Origin of the sequence: Streptomyces sp. NPDC050535, from assembly GCF_044457665.1 — a bacterium.
GTDB lineage: Bacteria > Actinomycetota > Actinomycetes > Streptomycetales > Streptomycetaceae > Streptomyces.
Genome location: NZ_JBITHE010000004.1, coordinates 249,041 through 267,240, shown reverse-complemented (window position 1 = coordinate 267,240; position 18,200 = coordinate 249,041). Strand labels below are relative to the sequence as shown.

Genomic DNA, 18,200 nt, shown 5'->3' with positions numbered 1-18,200 from the left:
GGCACGCCGACTCACCGCCGTACCGACCCGCGGCATCACCGACTCACCGCCACGCCGACCCGTCGAAGAAGGGGTGCAGCATGACCGAGTACCGGCCCGAGGGAATCGATGCGAACACCGACCCGGTCCCGCGCGACATGCCGGATCAACAGGTCCAGGAGGGCGAGGACCCCTGGGACCTGGATCCGGCGGCGGATCCCAGTAAGGACGAGCCCGCGACGGATGTCCCCGACGCGGACGAGGCGGGTACGGCCAGAAAGGGCACCTCGCGCTCGGACACCGCCCACCCCGAGCATCCCGGGGCGGAGGAGTCCTCGGCCTGACCGCGGTGGGGAGGCCTCAACGTCGGCAGGGCCCGTGACGCAGCGGGCCTTCGGACGCCGGTGGGGTCTCGGACGACGACGAGCCTTCGGACGTCGGAGGAGCCACTGGCGTCGACGAGCCTTCGGACGTCACTCGAACGCGTTCACCCCGGTCAGCTCCGCCGACAGCTCCCACAGGCGTGCCGCCTGCTCGGGGTCGATCGCGTAGGCCTTCACGCCGGTCCGCTCGCCGTCCGCCGGAGCGGGCTCGGCGATGTCGCAGTCCTCGCAGTACACGCCGCCCATGCCGGCCAGCTGCGGGGAGGTCGCCGCCCACACCTGCGTGGCCGCGCCCTGCTCGGGCGACTTGAAGGCGTCGGGGTGCAACGGCTCACCGTTCTCGTCGATCCAGCCGCGCTCCACCATCTCCTCCCTGGGGAGGTGACGCTGGAGCGGCGTGAGGATTCCGCCGGGATGCAGCGAGAAGGCCCGTACGCCGGAATCCTGGCCGAGCCGGTCGAGCTGGACGGCGAACAGCACGTTCGCCGTCTTCGCCTGCCCGTACGCCTCCCACTTGTCGTAGCCGGTCTTCCAGTGCGGGTCGTCCCAGCGGATCGCCGAGGTGTGGTGGCCGGTCGAGGACACGGAGACGACACGAGCTCCGCCGGGTGCGATCGCGGGCCAGAGCCGGTTGACGAGTGCGTAGTGGCCGAGGTGGTTGGTGGCGAACTGGGCTTCCCAGCCGGGGCCGACGCGGGTCTCGGGGCAGGCCATGATCCCGGCGTTGTTGATGACGATGTCGACGGTGCGGCCCGTGGAGAGGAACCGCTCGGCGAAGCCGCGGACGCTGTCGAGGTCGCCGAGATCGAGTTCGTCCACCTCGACGCCCTCGATGGCGCCTACCGCCTCGCGGGCCGCGTCCGGGCGCCGCGCGGGGACGACGACCTGGGCGCCCGCCTTCGTGAGCGCGCGCGTCGTCTCCAGGCCGAGGCCCGAGTACCCGCCCGTGACGATCGCCAGCTTTCCGGAGAGGTCGACGCCCTGAAGGACTTCGTCGGCGGTGCTCCGGGCGCCGAAACCCGAACCGATCTTGTGCTGTGCAGTGGTCATGTCTCGCACGCTACGAATTGGAGAGCACTCGAAGTCAACCGGATGCCGCCACCCGGGGTGCGGGACGGCTCCCTACGGTGCCGGGCCGACCTCCTCGGGCGGCTTCCGATGCTGCCCAGCCGTCCCCCTGGGGCGGCTTCCGACGGCGCCCCTGCCACACACCCCCTCGGGCGGCATCCGACGTTGCCCCTGCCGGCCCTCTCGGGCAGCTCCCGGCGACGTCGAGACGGCCCCGCGGGTCACTCCTGGCGGCGCCGCCCACCTCTCGTGACACACATCACCGCACCCGAAACCGCCCCCGGGAACACCCACCGGTAGTTCCCCGTTGAACAAACTGTGGGTGCGGATGGAACAGTGTCCCCGGGCCTCATCCATCGCCCGCAGGGAAGATCGTTCGGCTGAAGCCCTGTGGAGCCCCCCGCCGAGAGGCGACCGCCGTCCGTGCCCACCTCGGACGACCCCGACCGCGATTCCCCCGTCCGGTCGGGGTCTTTTTTTGCTCGCCGGAGCCGGAGCCGGAGCCGGAGCCGGAGCCGGAGCCGGAGCCGGAGCCGGAGCCGGAGCCGGAGCCGGAGCCGGAGCTGACTCGGATCCGTTCAGGCGTCGTCCAGGCGTCCCTCAGGCGTCACTCACGCGAGCCGGCGCCGTCCGGTCCCTCGTCCAGGAGAGCAGTTCGTCGGCCGTCCACGTGGTGATGACGCGCTCGGAGGGAACCCCGCACTCCTCGGCCCGCGCGCAGCCGTGGATCTGCCAGTCGAGCTGGCCGGGGGCGTGCGCGTCGGTGTCCACGGAGAACAGCACGCCCGCCTCGACCGCGTGGCGCAGCAGCCGGCGGGGCGGGTCGAGCCGTTCGGGGCGGCTGTTGATCTCCACGGCCGTGCCGTACTCCGCGCAGGCCGCGAAGACCGCGTCCGCGTCGAACTCCGACTCGGGCCGCCCGCGCCCGGTGACCAGCCGGCCCGTGCAGTGCCCGAGCACGTCGGCCAGCGGATTGCGTACGGCGGCGACCATACGGCGGGTCATCGGCCGCGCGTCCATGCGCAGCTTGGAGTGCACGGACACCACCACGACATCGAGCCGGTCCAGCAACTCCGGCTCCTGGTCGAGCGATCCGTCGTCGAGGATGTCGCACTCGATGCCGGTGAGCAGCCGGAACGGCGCCCACCGCCGGTTGAGTTCCGCGACCACGTCCAACTGCTCGCGCAACCGCTCCGGGGACAGCCCGCGTGCCACGGTGAGCCGCGGCGAGTGGTCGGTGAGCACCGCCCACTCGTGTCCGAGCCGCGCCGCGGTCCGGCCCATCTCCTCGATCGGGCTGCCGCCGTCCGACCAGTCGGAGTGGAGGTGGCAGTCGCCGCGCAGCAGCTCCCGCAGCCGCTCACCCCCCTGGGCGAGCGGGGCCCCGGCCTCCCGCTCCAGCTTCTCCAGGTAGCCGGGCACCTGACCGGCCAGCGCCTCGCGCACGACCTGCGCCGTCTTCGGGCCGACGCCCTTGAGCGACTCCAGGGTTCCGGTGGCCGCGCGCGTGGCCACCTCGCCCTCGGGGAGCGCGGTCAGCACGGCCGCGGCGGTGCGGAAGGCACGTACGCGATAGGTGGGGGCCTGGTCCCGCTCCAGCAGGAACGCGATCCGGTCCAGCGCCTCGACGGGATCCATGGGAACCTCCCTCCTCCCAAGCGTTGCCCAGCCCTCGCCGGGTCGCACGGCGAGCGGCCGCCGCGGGCCGCGGTCGGGACCGCTCACCCGGCTGGGGGAACACGCCGTCTGCCGCCGTCCCCCGCAGCACGGGCCGCAGGGGCACCCACCCGGCCCGTCCCCGGCCGCTGACCGGGGGAAACCGATCTACGCTCGATCCATGACCGAAAGCGCGAGCCCGCACCTCTCCTACCCGCGGATCATGGTGCTCGGGGTACAGCCGGGGACGCCGCCGTTCCGGATCATGGAGATCGACGGCGAAGTGGTCGGCCGGGCGCGGGCACTCATCGACGTACTGACGACGGCCGCGGCCTACGGCATCCCGATTCATGATCTCGACGACCCGGCAGTGGTGCGCTGGGTGGGCGGCGACAAGCTGACCTGGTTCCCGCGCTAGCACCGGGTGGGGCAGGGCAAGAGCAGCGCAGGCGGCGGGTGGCCGGGGAGCGCGTGGACCTGCGGGTTTCGCGCCGGTGTGAGCCGCGAAGGGGACGAATGACCCCGCACTCCACCAAAGATCACCATTCGGTGAAAACTGCGCATGGGCCCGTTCCGGCGAGGGCACGTTGATCTTGCCGGTGATCACGACCCACCAGGCGCCACCGCTTCCCACCAGGAGTCCCCATGTTCCGTGGCCTCGCCATGCCCGCAGCAGCCCTCGCCGCCGCCCTGCTGGCCGCGGCCACCCCCGCGACCGCTGCCTCCGCAACCCCCGCGTCCGCTACCCCTGCGGCCGCCGTCCCCGCCGCCGCTCCGCAGGCCGGAGACGTCTGTTTCTGGACCGGCGCCGGTCAGCACGGCTCGTCCTGGTGTTACACACCACCGGGTTATACGGACGTTCCGGAGTACCTCCACGACAAGGCCGCCTCCTTCCGCTCCAACGCGAACACCGCCGTGTACGCCATCGACTGGGGTCGCGGCACCTGTTACCACCGGCTGATCCGCGCCCACGACCTGGCCGACAACTGGCCCTGGGGCGCCCGGCTCGACGGCGTCGCGGACACCACCATGGGCTGCGAGGTCGGCTGACCCGTGCGACCGCATCGCGCCCCACGCGTCACCGCGCTGGCGGTGCTGACGGCGCTGGCACTGACGGGGTGCGCCACCACTACCGCCGAGCGGGGCACCCCCGCGCTGCCCACGACCGAGCGCGCCCGGGACGACCTGATCGACACGGCTCAACGGATTCTCGTGGACGAGTGTCTGGCCCGCCGAGGGCTGTCCGTACGGCCGTCCCCGACCCGGGAGCGTTCCGGCGAGGAACCCGTGCCCGGGGAAGAGGACCGCCGACTCCAAGGCGCCCTCTTCGGCGGCGGACGACCCGAGCTCTCCGTCACCCTCGCCACCGGCCACACCGTCACCGCCCACACCGACGGCTGTCTGGCCGCCGCGCAACGTGACCTGTACGGGGACCAACGCCGCTGGTTCCGTACCCGCGTCGTGGTGAACAACCTGCGCGCCGAGACCGAGCAGCGGATGAAACGCGACCCCGACTACGGTGCGGCGTCGGCCCGTTGGACCCGCTGTGTCACCCCGGCACACGGGCCCCGGCCCGACAGCCCCGACCCCGCCGTCTCCGCACGCTGTGCTCGCGAGAGCGGCCTGGTCCGGCTCCGCGGCCGGCTGGAGCCTGTCCTGCTGGCCCGGGTGCGCGCCGAACGACGCGACCAGTTGACCACCTACAAGCAGTTGCGCAGTCGCGCGCTGCACCGCGCGGCGGCCCTGTACGCCGAGCGGACCGTCCGGGTAACCCAGAAGAAGGGCAGTACCTCTTCATGATCGCCAAGCGCCTCGCCACCACCGCAGCGGCAGCCCTCCTCGCGCTCGGGGGCGGACTCGCACTGGCCGCACCGTCCGGCGCGGCGGACTGCCCCAGCGGCGAGTTCTGCGTCTGGGAGAACGCCAACTTCGCCGGTCAGCGCGCCAACTGGTCGGGGGACGACGGCTGGTGGGAAAGCTGGATCGCCGACACCGACTCCTCCTGGGCCAACCACGGCATCTCAGGACCCGGAGTCAAGGACCACGTCAAGGTGTACGAGGACGCCTGGCAGGGCGGCGCCATGACGATCTGCCTCACTCCGGGCGAGGAGGTCGGCTACAACGGCGTCGCGAACGACCGCGGTGACTCCCACACCTGGGCCATGAGTTGCTGAGAGAGGGGTGAACGCGGAGGGTCCGGCAGGGGCAAAACCCCTGCCGGACCCTCCGCGTGCCCGCCCGGGCGGTCTGTCAGCCAACCGTCCACTTCTGGTTGGCCGTGCCGCCGCACGTCCATATCTGCAGACGTGTGGCGTTGGCCGAGTTGTTGCCCGTGACGTCGAGGCACTTGTTGGCCTGCGGGTTCACGATGTCGTTGGCCGAACTGACGACCCATCGCTGGGCGGCGCTCCCGTTGCAGTCGTAGAGCTGTACGGTCGTGCCGTCCGCCGTGCCGCCGCTCGTGACATCGAGGCACTTGCCCAGGGCGCGGATCGTACCGTCGGAGCCGACCGTCCACTGCTGCGCGGCGCTCGCGTTGCAGTCGTAGAGCTGTACGGCGGTGCCGTTGGCCGAGTTCGCCCCCGCCACGTCCACGCACTTGCCCGCGAGGCCCCTGATCGGGACCCCGGTGGTGGGCGTGTCGCCCGTGGTCACCTTCACCTGGTCCACGACCAGGGTCTGCGGGAAGACGGTGGAGCTGTCGGGGTCGCCGGGCCAGTACCCGCCGACCGCGAGGTTGAGGATCAGGAAGAACGACTTGTTGAACACCCAGGCGTTGCCGCCCACGTCGGCGGGCGTACGCGTCTGGTAGACGACGCCGTCCACCGACCACTTGATCGAGTTGGGCGCCCAGTCGACGGCGAAGGTGTGGAAGCCGTCCGCGAAGGCCTGGCCGTTCGGCAGGGTGTACCCGGCGCCGATGCCCGCCGAGCCCGAGTATCCCGGCCCGTGGATCGTGCCGTGGACGGTCGACGGCTCGAAGCCGACGTTCTCCATGACGTCGATCTCACCCGAGGCGGGCCAGCCGACCGTTCCGAGGTCGTTGCCGAGCATCCAGAACGCGGGCCACATGCCCTGCCCGCGCGGGACCTTCAGCGTGGCCTCGACCCGGCCGTACTGCGCCGTGAACCTGCCGGCGGTGTTCAGCCGGGCCGAGGTGTACTGGCAGGTTCCGTACCAGCACTGGTAGTTGGCCGGGTTCTCCTTGCGAGCGGTGATCACCAGGTGGCCCTGGCCGTCCAGCGCGGCGTTGTTGGTGCCGGACGTGTACATCTGCCGCTCGTGGTTGTTGACGTTGTCGCCGGTCTCGATCTGCCACCTGGAGGAGTTGACAGCCGATCCGGCGGCACCGTCGAACGTGTCCTGGAACGTCACGGCAGCGGCGCTCACAGCGGCGGCGTCCCCTTCGGGACGCGCTTGCGCGGGAGCGATGGCGGCCGAGCCGACGAGCACGGCGGACAGAGCGGCGAAGAGGCATCTTCGGAGCAGGCGTGGGGAGGCCACGACTCTCCCTTCCGTACGGCGCCCCCGGGGGGAGGGGGCGGCCGACTGAGGTGGGGGGACATGCTTTGCCTCTTGATTTAAGAAGTGAGGTAAGGGGGTGTCAAGGTCCTGGTCCGGACCTTTCGTTCACAGTGCCGCCTCAGGTGTCCTCGGAAGTGTTCCGGCTGCGGCGCCGACCGTGCACCGCCCGGCTGATCCGCCGCCCCAGCAGCAGGTAACCCAGCAGGGCCCCGGTCGTGTTGAGGATGACGTCATCGATGTCGAAGGCGCGCCCGGTGATGAACGTTCCCTGGAGCAGCTCCACGAGCAGCATGACCGCGGCGGTCAGCAGTATGACGCGCAGGACTCCCCGGGTCTTGGGCGCCAGGACGGGCAGCAGCAGTCCGAAGGGCAGCCCGAGCACGATGTTGCCGCCGATCTGCTTGAAGGCGTCGCGCAGTTCGGGCTGGTCGAGATAGGCCTTCAGTGAACGGCCGGGGTGCAGATTGGTGTGGATCAACGCCTCCGACGCCGGTGACGGTTCGAGGGTCAGCCGGGCCAGCACCGCGCCGAAGGCCACCATGGCGCCGAGAGCCAGCAGGATGACCAACAGCCGCACGGGAAGCGGGAGTGCCCCCCGCTCCCGTGCCGGCTCTCGGCTCCGCTCCTGCTTCCGCGCCGACGGCTTCCGTCCCGGCCTCCGCGTTGACGGCTTCCGTTCCTGCTTCGGCGCCGAGGGCTGGCGACCCGACTTCGCGGTACGAGCGCGCAACGCCGTACGCAGCATGCGATCCTCCCAATGTGTACTGCCTGTGGATGAAGCCGACTACCCGGGTTGGGGGAATCGATGTCGAGCGGCACGGCGGCCGGGCGAGCTGCGTGCCGGGGCACGGCTCACTTGCCGTAGGTGACCTTCACCTCCGTGAAGCCGAGGGAGGTCAGCAGGCCTTCGAGCATGCTGGTGGTGTTCTCCTCGGCGCGTGCGGTGAGGCGGCTGTCCTTCGCGGCGTCGCTGATGTGGTCGATCGCGAGCCGCTGTACGGCCTGTTCGCCGTTCGGGTTGTCCGAGAAGACGTCACCGATCCGGTCGAGGAGGCCGCGCTGCTTGGAGACGGCGTACGAGTGGTCGGGGTCGAGGGCGGGCTTGCCCAGCGCCGCGTGCGGCAGCCGAAGCGTAGCCGACGTACGGTCCTCGTTGACCACCACGTCCTTGTCCTTGATCTTGCCCAGGTCGACGTAGGAGTCGACCGTGCCCGCGCCCACGTACAGCGTGCGGGTGCCACGGAGCGCGTCGGGCAGGTACTTGGCATCCTTCTCCAGGTCCACGACCACCTGGAAGTTCCCGGACGCGGCGTCGTAACGGCTCATGTCCTGGATCGACTTGAGGAGCGTGGGGCCGGTGCGGTCGTTGGTCTCGGTGCCGAACACATCGCGGAGCCCCGGCAGCACGGCCAGCCGCAGGCCGGCGAACAGCACCACGAGCACCAGCACGAAGGCGCTGAGCACCTTCGCCCACCCGGGCATACGCTTGATGGACGTCGTCATGTCGACGGTCCTCCCTTCCTGCTATGCGGATGCCCCCCAAATCCCGCGGTAGGCCCATCCGTTGGCCACGTTACGGTGACGGGGGCACAGGGTCCGTCCGGCCCGGTCCGTCTACCCGGGCACACCCCGGCGCGAACTCGACGCCCACCGAATCCAGGGGGTTTCCTGGGACCACCGCCCGCCGAAGTTCTTCTCGAATTCCGTTCCATGCGAGGCGAGCTGCGCGGTGATCGGTGATCGGTGCCGAGTGTGACCTGGTCCGGGGGTGCCGGCCGTGCCGTCGTGGTGGCTTCCCGGTGGCCGTCGGCAACCGGATTCCGCCCGGTGGGGGCGCTCGGCGAGGGCCAGTAGCATGAGGAACGCATCCCGGGTCGATCATGTTCTCCGGCGGCGCATCCGGTTCGATCATGCGAGGAGCGGTCGTGCGTGACATCGCCGTGTTCAGCGGTAGTGCCCATCCCGAACTGGCCGCGGAGGTCTGCGCGCATCTCGGTGTGCCCCTCAGCCCGAGCCGGACCAGCCGGTTCGCCAACGACTGTCTGGAGGTGCAGCTCCAGTCCAACTGCCGCGAGCGCGATGTGTTCCTGGTACAGCCGCTGGTCAGGCCGGTGCAGGAGAACCTCGTCGAGCTGCTGATGATGTGCGACGCCGCGCGCGGCGCGTCCGCCGGGCGGATCACCGTGGTCATGCCGCACTACTCCTACGCCCGGTCGGACAAGAAGGACATGCCGAGGATCTCGCTCGGCGGACGGCTGGTCGCGGACCTGCTGGTGGCCGCGGGGGCGAGCCGGGTCCTGGCGATGACGCTGCACTCTCCGCAGGTGCACGGGTTCTTCTCGGTGCCGGTCGACCATCTGCACGCCCTGCGGGAGCTGGCCGCGCACTTCCGCCACCACGACCTCTCGCGTACGACGGTCGTCTCGCCGGACCTCGGCAACGCCAAGGAGGCCGCCCACTTCGCGCGGCTGATCGGTGCCCAGGTGGCCGCGGGCGCCAAGCAGCGGTTCGCCGACGACCGGGTGAGCATCAGCTCCGTCATCGGTGAGGTCGCCGACCGCGATGTCATCGTGCTCGACGACGAGATCGCCAAGGGCAGCACCGTCCTCGAACTCCTCGACCGGCTGAGGGAGCTGGGGCCGCGGTCCATCCGGGTCGCCTGCACCCACGGCCTGTTCTCGGCGGGCGCGCTGAAGCGGCTCAGCGATCAGCCCGACGTCCTGGAGATCGTCTGCACGAACACCGTGCCGATTCCGGCCGGGGAGCACACCGAGAAACTGCGGGTGCTGTCCATCGCCCCGGCGCTCGCCGAGGCCGTGCGGCGCATTCACAACGGTGAATCCGTCAGCGCCCTGTTCGACACGCCTGAGGACGAATAGTTTCGGCGGCGACGTCCCGGTCGTACGGGTCTCGGAGCTCAAAGAACCGGAGGGCGACGCCGAGTGGGCCGCCAGGATCCGGAAGCAGTCGGCAGGCCGGACAGGCGTCAGAAGGAGCCCGACGTGGGCTCGTGCTGCCCCAGCGCCTCGTCCAGCGACGCGAACGGGGGCAGCAGGTGGGCGAGACCGGTCACCTTGAGGATCCGCAGGGTCAGCGGCTGGGTGCAGACGAGGTGCAGCCGGCCGTCGCGGGCGAGCACGCGGCGCCTGGCCCGGTACAGCAGGCGCAGCCCCGAGCAGTCGAAGAACTCGACCGGCCGCAGGTCGATCACGATCCGCGGTGCCGGGCCGCCCGTCGCGGAGTCCAGGTACGGCGTGATCTCCACCGCGGCGAGGATGTCGATCTCCCCGTGCAGTTCCAGCACGGTGTGGCCCTGGTGCCGATGGACACGCAGATGCCGCGAGAGTGGCGCGGGGCCATTTCGTGCCACGACGGCATCACCTCCAACCGGCTGCAGTACCGCTCCTCATCGCAGGGTCCGGAGTCACCAGGGGCCGGGGTGACGGCGTCCGTGAGCGTAGACGCCATACCGGGGTACTGGTGGTTGCAAAACCGCTCCTTGCCCTGCAAGTTACCCTCGTTAGAGTGAATCTCAGCATGTTCGATTGACATATGTCTTCGATTTGGGTGGGACGTCGTCCCAGTGGCTGAGATTCGTTGTCGTGCAGGTGTCCCGCCGAAGTTACGACAGCGCGTGCCAGGCCCTGGACAGCGCCTGGCGGAGCTGGTCGGTCTGGTGTGACGTGAGGTCCCGGACCATGCGTTCTTCCAGCTCCCGGACGGGTTCCGCGAACCGCGCGAGCAGTGCGCGCCCTTCGTCGGTGAGCAGGATCAGCAGCTCGCGCCGGTTGCCCTGATTCCGCTCCCGGCGCACGAGCCCGCGGTTCTCCAGCGACCGCACCACATCGGCCACCGACTGGGCCGTCACGAACGAGTCGCGCGCGAGCTGCGCCGCCGAGAGCCCGTCGTGCCGCTCGAGGACGGTGAGGGAGGTGTACTGAAGCGCGGTGATCCCCTCCGGCTTCACGAGTTCGTCGAGGTGGGAGCGCACGACGAGCTCCACCCGCTTGACCATGTAGAGCAGCGACGGGGGAGCCTTCGTCGTCCGGTTGGCGGCCATGGGTTCAGCCTAGGGCTTGACAGGAAACCTGTCTGTCAAGCCCTTGCTCGCCTTCTGCTTCAGTCGACCGTCAGCACCAGCTTCCCCGTGGTCCGGCCCGTGCCGCCGAGCGCGTGTGCCTCGGCCGCGTCGGCCAGCGGGAACGCCCCTGCGATCGTCGCGCGAAGCTTCCCCGCCTCGACGAGCTCCGCGATCGCCCGCAAACCGGTGCGGTCGGCGTCGACGAGCATCCGGACCGCCCGTACACCGAGCCGTTCGGCCTCCTCGTAGAAGTCCTCCGTGCCGATGGGCAGGATCGAGACCACGATCCCGCCCGGGCGCAGGACGTGCAGCGAGCGGACCGCGTTGTCGCCGCCGATCGTGTCCAGGACGATGTCCACGTCCTTCACGGCCTCGGTGAAGTCGGTCTCCCGGTAGTCGATCGCCTCGTCCACGCCGATCCCGCGCAGAAAGTCGTGCTTGCCCGCGCTCGCCGTGCCGATCACATACGCGCCCCGCGCCTTGGCGATCTGCACGGCCACATGACCGACCCCGCCGGCCGCGGCGTGGATCAGCACCCGCTGCCCCGGCTGGACGTCCGCGTTCTCCACCAGGGCCTGCCACGCGGTCAGTGAGACCAGGGGCAGCGCGCCCGCCTGGATGTGGTCGATCCCGGCCGGCTTGAGGGCGAAGGCGCGTGCCGGGGCGGCGACGTACTCGGCGTGCGAGCCGTGTCCGAAGGGGTAGGACAGCATGCCGAAGACCTCGTCGCCGGTCTTGAAGCCGGCGACGCCGATACCCACGGCCTCGACCACGCCGGAGACGTCCCAGCCGAGGACGAACGGCGGCTCGCCGAGGAAACCGCCGGTGGCGCGGTGCTTCCAGTCGGTGGGGTTGACCCCCGCGGCACGGACCCGGACGAGGATCTCGTTGGGCCGCGGCGCGGGCCGCTCCACCTCGACTTCTTCGAGGACCTCGGGACCGCCGAGGACCTGCTGGCTGATGACTCGCATGGTGTTCACAGTGCTCATGGTCGTCCAGCCTGCCGGGTCCCGCCCGACAGGAAAATGGCACGATGGCCAACCTTCGATAGGATCGTGCCATGCATCGTGTGGAACGGGTCGTGGTCCTGGCGCTCGACGACGTCTATCCCTTCGAACTGGGCATCCCCAGCCGGATCTTCGGCGCCGCCGACGGCCGATACGAGGTGCTGACCTGCACCGTCGACGGCCGTCCGGTGCGCACCAACGCCGACTTCACGATCGCCGTCGACCATGGACCCGAGGTCCTCGACACGGCGGACACGGTCGTGGTCGCCTCCATGTCGTCCTCGCACATCCCCACCGGGCTTTCCGTCGAGGTCGCCGACGCCCTGGCCCGGATCCGTCCGGACGCACGGATCGTCTCGATCTGCACGGCCGCCTTCGTGCTCGCCGCCGCCGGTCTCCTCGACGGCCGCCGCGCCACCACCCACTGGCAGGTCGTCGACCGTTTCCGTGCCGAGTATCCGCAGGTCGACCTCGACCCCGACGTGCTCTTCGTCCACGACGGCCGGATCCTCACCTCCGCCGGCGCGGCCTCCGGAGTCGATGTCTGCCTGCACATCGTGCGCACGGACCACGGCAGCGAACTCGCCAACACGGTCGCCCGCCGCTGCGTCGTCCCGCCGTTCCGCGACGGGGGACAGGCCCAGTACATCGAACAGCCCGTACCCGAGTCCGGGGCCACGAGTACGGCCGCCACCCGCGACTGGGCCCTGACCCGGCTCGACGAGCCCCTCGCCCTGGCCGACCTCGCCCGCCACGCCGGGATGAGCCTGCGCACCTTCGCCCGCCGCTTCCACGACGAGATGGGCCTGAGTCCGGGCCGCTGGCTGATCCAGCAGCGCGTTGTCCGGGCCCGGCATCTCCTGGAGTCCAGTGACCTGCCGGTGGACCAGATCGCAGGCCGGGTCGGCTTCGCGACGGGCGCTTCCCTGCGCCAGCACCTGCACGCCGCGATCGGCGTCTCGCCCCAGGCGTACCGGCGTACCTTCCAAGCGACCCGCTAGGCCCTGTCGTCACATTCCCGTCTGCCGCGCGACGCCATGCACGCACTCTCGCCGCACCGGGCGCAGACCCAAGTACGTCCAGTACGAGGGCCTACGCCCGGCACGCCGAGAGCACGCACCTGACGCCGTGCGGCCGCCCTCCGGGCGACGACGGGAATTTGACGACAGGGCCAGGCCGCTGAACGATCACCGCCACTCCTGCGTCGGAGGAGGGAACGAGGGAACGGCAGTCGGCGGACAGGGGTGGAGATGCGTGAACGGATCGCGGTGACGGTGCTGCTGCTGGGGCTGACAGCGGTGGGCTGCGGCGAGGGGACGCGTGAGGACCTCGTCATCACCGGAACGCCGCCGGCCACGCCGTACGCGGGGCCCCTGGACCTGCCGTTCAGGGAGAGCGCCGACGGCGGCGAGCGAGAGGCCGCGGAGAGTTCGGGCGCGGCCGGGCGGGCGCTGGAGTGCGACGGGGAGATCTACTCGGGCGGCTCGGGCGAGACATGGAACGGGTCCGACGGCGGCTCGACGCCGGAGGAGGGTCTCAACGCGTTCTTCGACATGGAGCAGCCCGAAGTGCCCGGCCGCGGCTACCGGATCGAGAGCGAACAAGGGGACCGCGTCCTGTTCTCGTACGACGTCGGCGGCCGGACCAGGGTCGCCGTCGTCGTCGCCAAGGACCAGCCGCACCGCCCCGGTTGGGGCCCGGAGACCAGCGCCTCCTGCGACCCCGCCGAACTCCCCGCGAGCTACACGGACTCCAGGTCGCAGGAGATCTGGACCGACCGCGGCGACCACCGGGTGCCCACCACCGTGCTGAGCAGTTACGCGGGTGCGGAGCACTGCGACTGGGAGAGTGCGCACTTCCTGGGAATGGGCCGGGACGAGGACCTCAGGCAATACGCACGGGATCCGCGCGGGGTGCTCGGGACCGAGCTGCTCACCGCCGAGTACGACGGAGACGCCAGGATGCCCGCCGACGCGCACGACACCGGCTACCGCCTCGACGACTGGGAGTTGTGGCTGCCGGACGACAAGGCGACGGCCTATATCCGCACATCCGACGGAGTGGAGGCCTGGCCCGCGACCGAGGACTGGGTCGCCTGCAAGTGAGACGTCAGCGGCTCCGGTGCAGGGCGATCAGCAACTGCCACACCTGGTGGGCGACTTCCTCGGGAGTGGCGTCGAGCAGACCGTGCAGCCAGTCGCCCAGGACCCCCGCGAAGGTGGCCGCCACGGCGGAGGCGACGAGCGGGGCGTCGGGGGCGCCCACCAGGGTGCGCTCGGCGAGACTGCGGGCGCGCAGGTCCCGGTGCAGCACTCGGCCGAGCGGGCCGCCGCCGCCCGGGCTCAGGAGGGCTCGGTACAGGGCGGCGTGCGGGGGGAGCCCGGCGAAGAACGCCAGGAGGGCGGACGGCGCGGACACCGGGTCGGGCCGGCCGCGCCAGGCGTGCAGCGCGTCCACCGCCTCCCGTACGACATCGGCGCAGGCGTCGACTGCCAGCGCCTCCAGGTCGGCGTAGTGCACGTAGAAGGTGGCCCGGCCGACCCCGGCCCGCCGGGCCAGGGCAGCGACGCCGACCTCATCGAGCGGGCGCTCGGCGCACTCCTCCAGGAGGGCCTGCCGCAGCTTCGCCCGGGTGCGGGCGGCCCGCGGGTCCCGCTCGGTCACCGGGCGACGAGGACGGCGGCCAGGGCGAGCGCGCCTGGCAGCGCCTGTGCGAAGAGGATGCGCCGGTTCGCGGTCACCGATCCGTAGAGTCCGGCGACGACCACGCACACCAGGAAGAAGACCTGGACGCGGAAGCCGGTCGGATCCCCTGCGATCAGTCCCCACACCAGGCCCGCCGCGAGAAACCCGTTGTAGAGGCCCTGGTTGGCGGCCAGCGGCGCGGTCGCCCGCGCCATCTCCGCGTTGAACCCGTGCAGGCCGCGGCCCGGCTTGCGCTCCCACAGGAACATCTCCAGGACCAGGATGTACCCGTGCAGCACGGCCACCAGGCCCACCAGCACGTTCGCGACGGTCTCCATCGTTCGGCATCCCCACTGTCAGTCATGCACTTCTTGGACAGATGCCCACTATAGCTGGACACCTGTCCAGGAAATCCCACGGTCACCGCGAGCGCGGGCTCGCCGGGGCGGTCACTCTGTCGGCAAACAGGCGGCCGTAGCCTCGCAACGGGGCGCTGGAACCGAGGTTGTCGCGCAGGGGAGAGGCCGCGTGACCGATGATCATGGCGCTGAGACGGGTTCTCTCCTCGCCCGCCGCGCCATACGTGTCGTTGGCCACTCGCGGCACGGGTTGCCCCGCCCGTGAGCCGGGTAGCGATGCAGCGGTCTTCTGTCGTCCGAGGGGGAGTTGACGTGTCGGGCAGCCTCGCGCCGGCCGGGTGGAGCGGGAGTGAACGGGGGATGTGGGCCGCTTTCCGCAGAGGGGAGTGGTTCGAGGACCAGGGTGAGGTGAGGGCGTCCGTCGTACGGCGACTGCTGCTCGCCCCACCGCCCGCCGAGCCGGGACATCTGCCCCGGCTGCGGCTGCGGGATGTGCGGATCACCGGGCGGCTCGACCTGGCCGAGGCATTCGTCGCGGGTACCCTGCGGCTGCGCAACTGCCGCTTCGAGCAGGCTCCTTCCCTCGACGGCGCGTCGCTCGGCGCCCTGGAGATGCGTGACTGCGTACTGCCCGCGCTGTCCGCGGTGGGAGTCACGATCGGCGGGAGGTGCGAGATCGCGGGGTGCCGGGTGGAGGGGCCCATGGATCTCTACGGCGCCACGATCGGCGGCACGCTGCACGTGGAGAACAGCCGTCTGACCGGGCGTGGCGAACGCCGCGGCGAGGGAGCCCTTCAACTGGTGTGTGCCACCGTCGGAGGAGACATCCAGGCCGGCTGGGGGCTGCGCGTCGACGGCTGCACCGACCTGCGGGACACCTCGGTGCGCGGCAGCGTCGTGTTCAAGGGCGCCGAACTGATCAACCCCGAAGGCACCGCGCTCAAGGCCAACAGGCTGCACATCGGCGGCGACCTGAACTGCCGAGGCGGGCTCGTCGCCGAAGGCACCGTCGATCTGTGTGACGCCCGGGTGGGAGGCGGCGCCCTCTTCGAAGGGGCCCTGCTCACCGCGGAGCACGGACCCGCGCTGCGCGCCCACGGCATAGACGTGGGCGCGGTGTTCAACTGCTGCGACGGGTTCACCGCACGCGGCAGGGTCACGCTCAGCAGCATCACCGTACGCAGCCGGGTCTCCTTCCACGACGCCGTCATCGACGTGCCGCCCGGCAGCCCCGCCCTCACCTGCCGCCGCTCCACCGCCTCCGAATTCGCCCTGCGCCCCCGTGAACCCGTGCGGGGCACCGTCGACCTCAGTCACACCCGGCTGACCATACTGCGCGGCGCGCCGGAGAGCTGGCCGGGCACGGTACGCCTCGAAGGCGTCCTCTACGACAGCCTGCTGCCCCAACTCCCCGCTGAGCAGCGGCTTCCCCTGCTCGCCCGCGATCCCGAGGGCTTCACCCCACAGCCGTACGAGCAGCTCGCCGCCGCGTACCGCCTGCACGGCCGCGACGCCGACGCGCGCACGGTACTGCTGGCCAGGCAGCGCCGGTTGCGCCGCACGCTGCCGTGGCCGGGGCGGGTGTGGAGCAGACTCCAGGACGTCACCGTCGGATACGGTTACCGGCCGATGCGCGCCGTGTGGTGGCTGTGCGCGATCATGCTCAGCGGGATCCTCCTGTTCACCATCTGGCCTCCGCAGGCGCTGGACCCCGGCAGACCGCCCCACTTCCAGGCCGCCATCTACACCTTCGACCTGGTGCTCCCGCTCGTCGACTTCGGGCAGGAACAGGCGTTCAGCCCGCGTGGCGGGCTGCAGTGGGCGGCTGTCGTCCTGGTCTGCCTGGGCTGGCTGCTCGCGACGACGGCCGCCGCGGGAGCCAACCGCACGCTCCGCAGGTCCTGAATCCGGCATTCGAAGGCGACGGTGGATCAACACGGGCACTCCGACCGTCACTTCGAGACGGCATGGCCGACCGGGGCGCCGGAATCGGCCCCCGCCGTGCCGCGGGGGCCGGGCCTTCGCCGTCCGCGGACCGGCCCCCGCGGGACCACGCGCCGGTGCCGGCCACGCCGGTGCAGAGCCACCAGCGTGACCAGCGCACCCAGCAGAACGCAGCAGGCGGCGAGGCGCAGACCGAGGTCGTACCCCGCCAGGAACGCGCCGTGCGGATCCGTGCCCGACCGCAGCTCGGCGCGCTCACGGCGGGTGAGGACCACCCCGACCAGCACCACGCCGAAAACGCCGGAGACCTCACGGGCCGCGCTCACCAGACCCGTGGCCATCCCCGTGCGCGCCTCCGGTACCTCGGCGAGCGCACGCACGGTCAGCGGCGTGGTGAGCGCGGAGCCCGCACCGATCAGCAGCAGCCCCGGTTGCAGGTCCCAGAACCCGGCGTGCGCCCCCGTTCCCGACACGTACAGCAGGCCGAGCGCCACCGTGCCGAGCCCCAGCGCGATCGAGACGTGCGCACCCAGCAGCCGGGCCGCCCACTCGGCCAGCGGGGTGCACAGGAGCAGTGCCCCGGCCAGCGGGAGGAAGGCGAGACCCGCGCGGGTCGGTGAGAAGCCCAGGATCCGCTGGAGGTAGAGGGCGGTGAAGAAGAAGACGCCGTTGACGCCGATGCCCCACAGCACCTGTGCGAGTACTCCGCCGGCGAGGAACCGGTCGCGCAGCAGGCGCAGTTCGACGAGCGGGCGCGCCGTCCGCGTCTGGACGACCAGGAACACAGCGGCGGTGACCGCCGACGCACCCAGACACAGGGCCACCGGACGGCTGCCGAACCCGTGCTCGCCGCCGCGCACGAGACCGTACGTGAGCAGGTAGAGGGAGAGGACCGAGAGAAGTACGCCGGGCAGGTCAAGACCTCCGCGCGCGGGCCCGCCCGACCTGGCGGGGACGGCGCGGACCAGCGGCAGTGCGAGCAGGCCCAAGGGCACGTTCAGGGCGAACACCCAGCCCCAGGACCACTGTTGGGTGACGAACCCGCCGACGACCGGCCCGAGCGCCAGCGCCACGGCCAGGGCCGCCGTCCACAGCCCGACGGCCATCGAACGCCGACGGGCGGGCAGATCGAGGGCCACGACGGCCAGTGACGCGGGGATGACCAGAGCCGCCCCGACCCCCTGCACGGTACGGGCCGCGATGAGCGTGCCGCCGCTGTCCGCCAGGGCCGCCGCGCCCGACGCGGCCGTGAAGACCACGATCCCGGCCGCCAGGACGGACCGGCGTCCGAACAGGTCGGTGAGTCGTCCGCCGGGCAGCAGGAGCGCGCCGAAACTGAGCACATAACTGCTGGCCACCCACTCCAGGTCGCCTACCGTCAGGCCGAGTTCGCGTTGCACGGTCGGCAGGGCGACGTTGATCACCGTGTTGTCGAGCGTCGTGATGAAACCGGTCAGCGTGAGCAGCGCCAGCAGCGCGGACAAGCGTGCACGTCCCACCGTCGCTCCCTTCG

At 71.1% G+C, this 18,200-nt stretch carries 20 protein-coding genes; 9 read left to right on the top strand and 11 right to left on the bottom strand.

Features of this window, described 5'->3' with window-relative positions; all coding sequences use genetic code 11:
- Positions 1-80 precede the first annotated feature (80 nt).
- Positions 81-323, top strand: coding sequence for a hypothetical protein (locus ACIBLC_RS11935; protein ID WP_399210700.1), 243 nt, complete (start codon positions 81-83; stop codon positions 321-323).
- 129 nt (positions 324-452) lie between these two features.
- On the opposite strand, the gene ACIBLC_RS11930 is transcribed toward ACIBLC_RS11935, so the two are convergent.
- Together ACIBLC_RS11930 and ACIBLC_RS11925 are read right to left on the bottom strand one after the other, a co-directional pair.
- Positions 453-1,412 (bottom strand): SDR family NAD(P)-dependent oxidoreductase, encoded by a 960-nt coding sequence (locus ACIBLC_RS11930; RefSeq protein ID WP_399210699.1) that lies wholly within the window; start codon positions 1,410-1,412, stop codon positions 453-455.
- 618 nt (positions 1,413-2,030) lie between these two features.
- Complete coding sequence (locus tag ACIBLC_RS11925; RefSeq protein WP_399210698.1) at positions 2,031-3,068, bottom strand: PHP domain-containing protein; 1,038 nt, start codon at positions 3,066-3,068, stop codon at positions 2,031-2,033.
- Between the two features lie 199 nt (positions 3,069-3,267).
- Here ACIBLC_RS11925 and ACIBLC_RS11920 point away from each other — a divergent pair, with 199 nt between their 5' ends.
- The 4 genes from ACIBLC_RS11920 to ACIBLC_RS11905 all read left to right on the top strand — a co-directional run bounded on the left by ACIBLC_RS11920 (position 3,268) and on the right by ACIBLC_RS11905 (position 5,260).
- Positions 3,268-3,504, top strand: a complete 237-nt coding sequence (locus ACIBLC_RS11920; protein WP_399210697.1) for a hypothetical protein — start codon at positions 3,268-3,270, stop codon at positions 3,502-3,504.
- 227 nt (positions 3,505-3,731) lie between these two features.
- On the top strand, positions 3,732-4,136 hold the full coding sequence (locus ACIBLC_RS11915; RefSeq protein WP_399210696.1) for a hypothetical protein: 405 nt from the start codon (positions 3,732-3,734) through the stop codon (positions 4,134-4,136).
- A gap of 3 nt (positions 4,137-4,139) precedes the next feature.
- Positions 4,140-4,886: a hypothetical protein gene (locus ACIBLC_RS11910; protein ID WP_399210695.1), complete on the top strand. Its 747-nt coding sequence runs from the start codon at positions 4,140-4,142 to the stop codon at positions 4,884-4,886.
- On the top strand, positions 4,883-5,260 hold the full coding sequence (locus tag ACIBLC_RS11905) for a peptidase inhibitor family I36 protein (protein WP_399210694.1): 378 nt from the start codon (positions 4,883-4,885) through the stop codon (positions 5,258-5,260). Before ACIBLC_RS11910 ends, ACIBLC_RS11905 begins: the two co-directional genes overlap by 4 nt.
- A 76-nt stretch (positions 5,261-5,336) precedes the next feature.
- On the opposite strand, the gene ACIBLC_RS11900 is transcribed toward ACIBLC_RS11905, so the two are convergent.
- From ACIBLC_RS11900 to ACIBLC_RS11890, 3 genes are all read right to left on the bottom strand, one after another.
- Positions 5,337-6,590 (bottom strand): ricin-type beta-trefoil lectin domain protein, encoded by a 1,254-nt coding sequence (locus ACIBLC_RS11900; protein ID WP_399210693.1) that lies wholly within the window; start codon positions 6,588-6,590, stop codon positions 5,337-5,339.
- A gap of 139 nt (positions 6,591-6,729) precedes the next feature.
- Positions 6,730-7,356 (bottom strand): VanZ family protein, encoded by a 627-nt coding sequence (locus ACIBLC_RS11895; RefSeq protein WP_399210692.1) that lies wholly within the window; start codon positions 7,354-7,356, stop codon positions 6,730-6,732.
- A 107-nt stretch (positions 7,357-7,463) separates the two neighbouring features.
- Positions 7,464-8,114 carry a DUF4230 domain-containing protein gene (locus ACIBLC_RS11890; RefSeq protein ID WP_399210691.1) on the bottom strand — a complete coding sequence of 217 codons (651 nt, stop codon included), beginning with the start codon at positions 8,112-8,114 and terminating at the stop codon, positions 7,464-7,466.
- A gap of 422 nt (positions 8,115-8,536) precedes the next feature.
- Between ACIBLC_RS11890 and ACIBLC_RS11885 the strand changes: the two genes are divergently transcribed.
- Positions 8,537-9,490, top strand: coding sequence for a ribose-phosphate diphosphokinase (locus ACIBLC_RS11885; protein ID WP_399210690.1), 954 nt, complete (start codon positions 8,537-8,539; stop codon positions 9,488-9,490).
- Positions 9,491-9,597: 107 nt separating this feature from the next.
- Here the strand turns inward: ACIBLC_RS11885 and ACIBLC_RS11880 are convergent, their stop codons facing one another.
- The 3 genes from ACIBLC_RS11880 to ACIBLC_RS11870 form a co-directional block, all read right to left on the bottom strand.
- The gene (locus tag ACIBLC_RS11880; protein WP_399210689.1) at positions 9,598-9,981 is read right to left on the bottom strand and encodes an anti-sigma factor antagonist; all 384 of its coding nucleotides are present in this window, start codon (positions 9,979-9,981) and stop codon (positions 9,598-9,600) included.
- A gap of 252 nt (positions 9,982-10,233) precedes the next feature.
- Positions 10,234-10,671 (bottom strand): MarR family winged helix-turn-helix transcriptional regulator, encoded by a 438-nt coding sequence (locus tag ACIBLC_RS11875; RefSeq protein ID WP_399210688.1) that lies wholly within the window; start codon positions 10,669-10,671, stop codon positions 10,234-10,236.
- A 59-nt stretch (positions 10,672-10,730) separates the two neighbouring features.
- Positions 10,731-11,681 (bottom strand): NADP-dependent oxidoreductase, encoded by a 951-nt coding sequence (locus tag ACIBLC_RS11870; RefSeq protein ID WP_399210687.1) that lies wholly within the window; start codon positions 11,679-11,681, stop codon positions 10,731-10,733.
- Positions 11,682-11,752: 71 nt separating this feature from the next.
- On the opposite strand from ACIBLC_RS11870, the gene ACIBLC_RS11865 reads away from it, so the two are divergent.
- Together ACIBLC_RS11865 and ACIBLC_RS11860 are read left to right on the top strand one after the other, a co-directional pair.
- Entirely contained in the window at positions 11,753-12,700 is a 948-nt protein-coding gene (locus tag ACIBLC_RS11865) for a GlxA family transcriptional regulator (RefSeq protein WP_399210686.1), read from the top strand.
- Between the two features lie 249 nt (positions 12,701-12,949).
- Entirely contained in the window at positions 12,950-13,804 is an 855-nt protein-coding gene (locus tag ACIBLC_RS11860) for a hypothetical protein (protein ID WP_399210685.1), read from the top strand.
- Positions 13,805-13,808: 4 nt separating this feature from the next.
- Here ACIBLC_RS11860 and ACIBLC_RS11855 read toward each other — a convergent pair whose 3' ends face one another.
- Positions 13,809-14,363, bottom strand: a complete 555-nt coding sequence (locus tag ACIBLC_RS11855) for a TetR/AcrR family transcriptional regulator (RefSeq protein WP_399210683.1) — start codon at positions 14,361-14,363, stop codon at positions 13,809-13,811.
- Positions 14,360-14,722 (bottom strand): DUF1304 domain-containing protein, encoded by a 363-nt coding sequence (locus tag ACIBLC_RS11850; protein ID WP_399210682.1) that lies wholly within the window; start codon positions 14,720-14,722, stop codon positions 14,360-14,362. Before ACIBLC_RS11850 ends, ACIBLC_RS11855 begins: the two co-directional genes overlap by 4 nt.
- 333 nt (positions 14,723-15,055) lie before the next feature.
- On the opposite strand from ACIBLC_RS11850, the gene ACIBLC_RS11845 reads away from it, so the two are divergent.
- On the top strand, positions 15,056-16,648 hold the full coding sequence (locus ACIBLC_RS11845; protein WP_399210681.1) for a hypothetical protein: 1,593 nt from the start codon (positions 15,056-15,058) through the stop codon (positions 16,646-16,648).
- 47 nt (positions 16,649-16,695) lie between these two features.
- Here ACIBLC_RS11845 and ACIBLC_RS11840 read toward each other — a convergent pair whose 3' ends face one another.
- Positions 16,696-18,186, bottom strand: coding sequence for an MFS transporter (locus ACIBLC_RS11840; protein ID WP_399210680.1), 1,491 nt, complete (start codon positions 18,184-18,186; stop codon positions 16,696-16,698).
- Between the last annotated feature and the right edge of the window lie 14 nt (positions 18,187-18,200).

Bases quoted from the DNA above. Each gene is read 5' to 3' on its own strand.
- ACIBLC_RS11935 (WP_399210700.1), top strand. From the start codon at position 81: ATGACCGAGTACCGGCCCGAGGGAATCGATGCGAACACCGACCCGGTC.
- ACIBLC_RS11930 (WP_399210699.1), bottom strand. From the start codon at position 1,412: ATGACCACTGCACAGCACAAGATCGGTTCGGGTTTCGGCGCCCGGAGC.
- ACIBLC_RS11925 (WP_399210698.1), bottom strand. From the start codon at position 3,068: ATGGATCCCGTCGAGGCGCTGGACCGGATCGCGTTCCTGCTGGAGCGG.
- ACIBLC_RS11920 (WP_399210697.1), top strand. From the start codon at position 3,268: ATGACCGAAAGCGCGAGCCCGCACCTCTCCTACCCGCGGATCATGGTG.
- ACIBLC_RS11915 (WP_399210696.1), top strand. From the start codon at position 3,732: ATGTTCCGTGGCCTCGCCATGCCCGCAGCAGCCCTCGCCGCCGCCCTG.
- ACIBLC_RS11905 (WP_399210694.1), top strand. From the start codon at position 4,883: ATGATCGCCAAGCGCCTCGCCACCACCGCAGCGGCAGCCCTCCTCGCG.
- ACIBLC_RS11895 (WP_399210692.1), bottom strand. From the start codon at position 7,356: ATGCTGCGTACGGCGTTGCGCGCTCGTACCGCGAAGTCGGGTCGCCAG.
- ACIBLC_RS11890 (WP_399210691.1), bottom strand. From the start codon at position 8,114: ATGACGACGTCCATCAAGCGTATGCCCGGGTGGGCGAAGGTGCTCAGC.
- ACIBLC_RS11875 (WP_399210688.1), bottom strand. From the start codon at position 10,671: ATGGCCGCCAACCGGACGACGAAGGCTCCCCCGTCGCTGCTCTACATG.
- ACIBLC_RS11870 (WP_399210687.1), bottom strand. From the start codon at position 11,681: ATGAGCACTGTGAACACCATGCGAGTCATCAGCCAGCAGGTCCTCGGC.
- ACIBLC_RS11865 (WP_399210686.1), top strand. From the start codon at position 11,753: ATGCATCGTGTGGAACGGGTCGTGGTCCTGGCGCTCGACGACGTCTAT.
- ACIBLC_RS11860 (WP_399210685.1), top strand. From the start codon at position 12,950: ATGCGTGAACGGATCGCGGTGACGGTGCTGCTGCTGGGGCTGACAGCG.
- ACIBLC_RS11850 (WP_399210682.1), bottom strand. From the start codon at position 14,722: ATGGAGACCGTCGCGAACGTGCTGGTGGGCCTGGTGGCCGTGCTGCAC.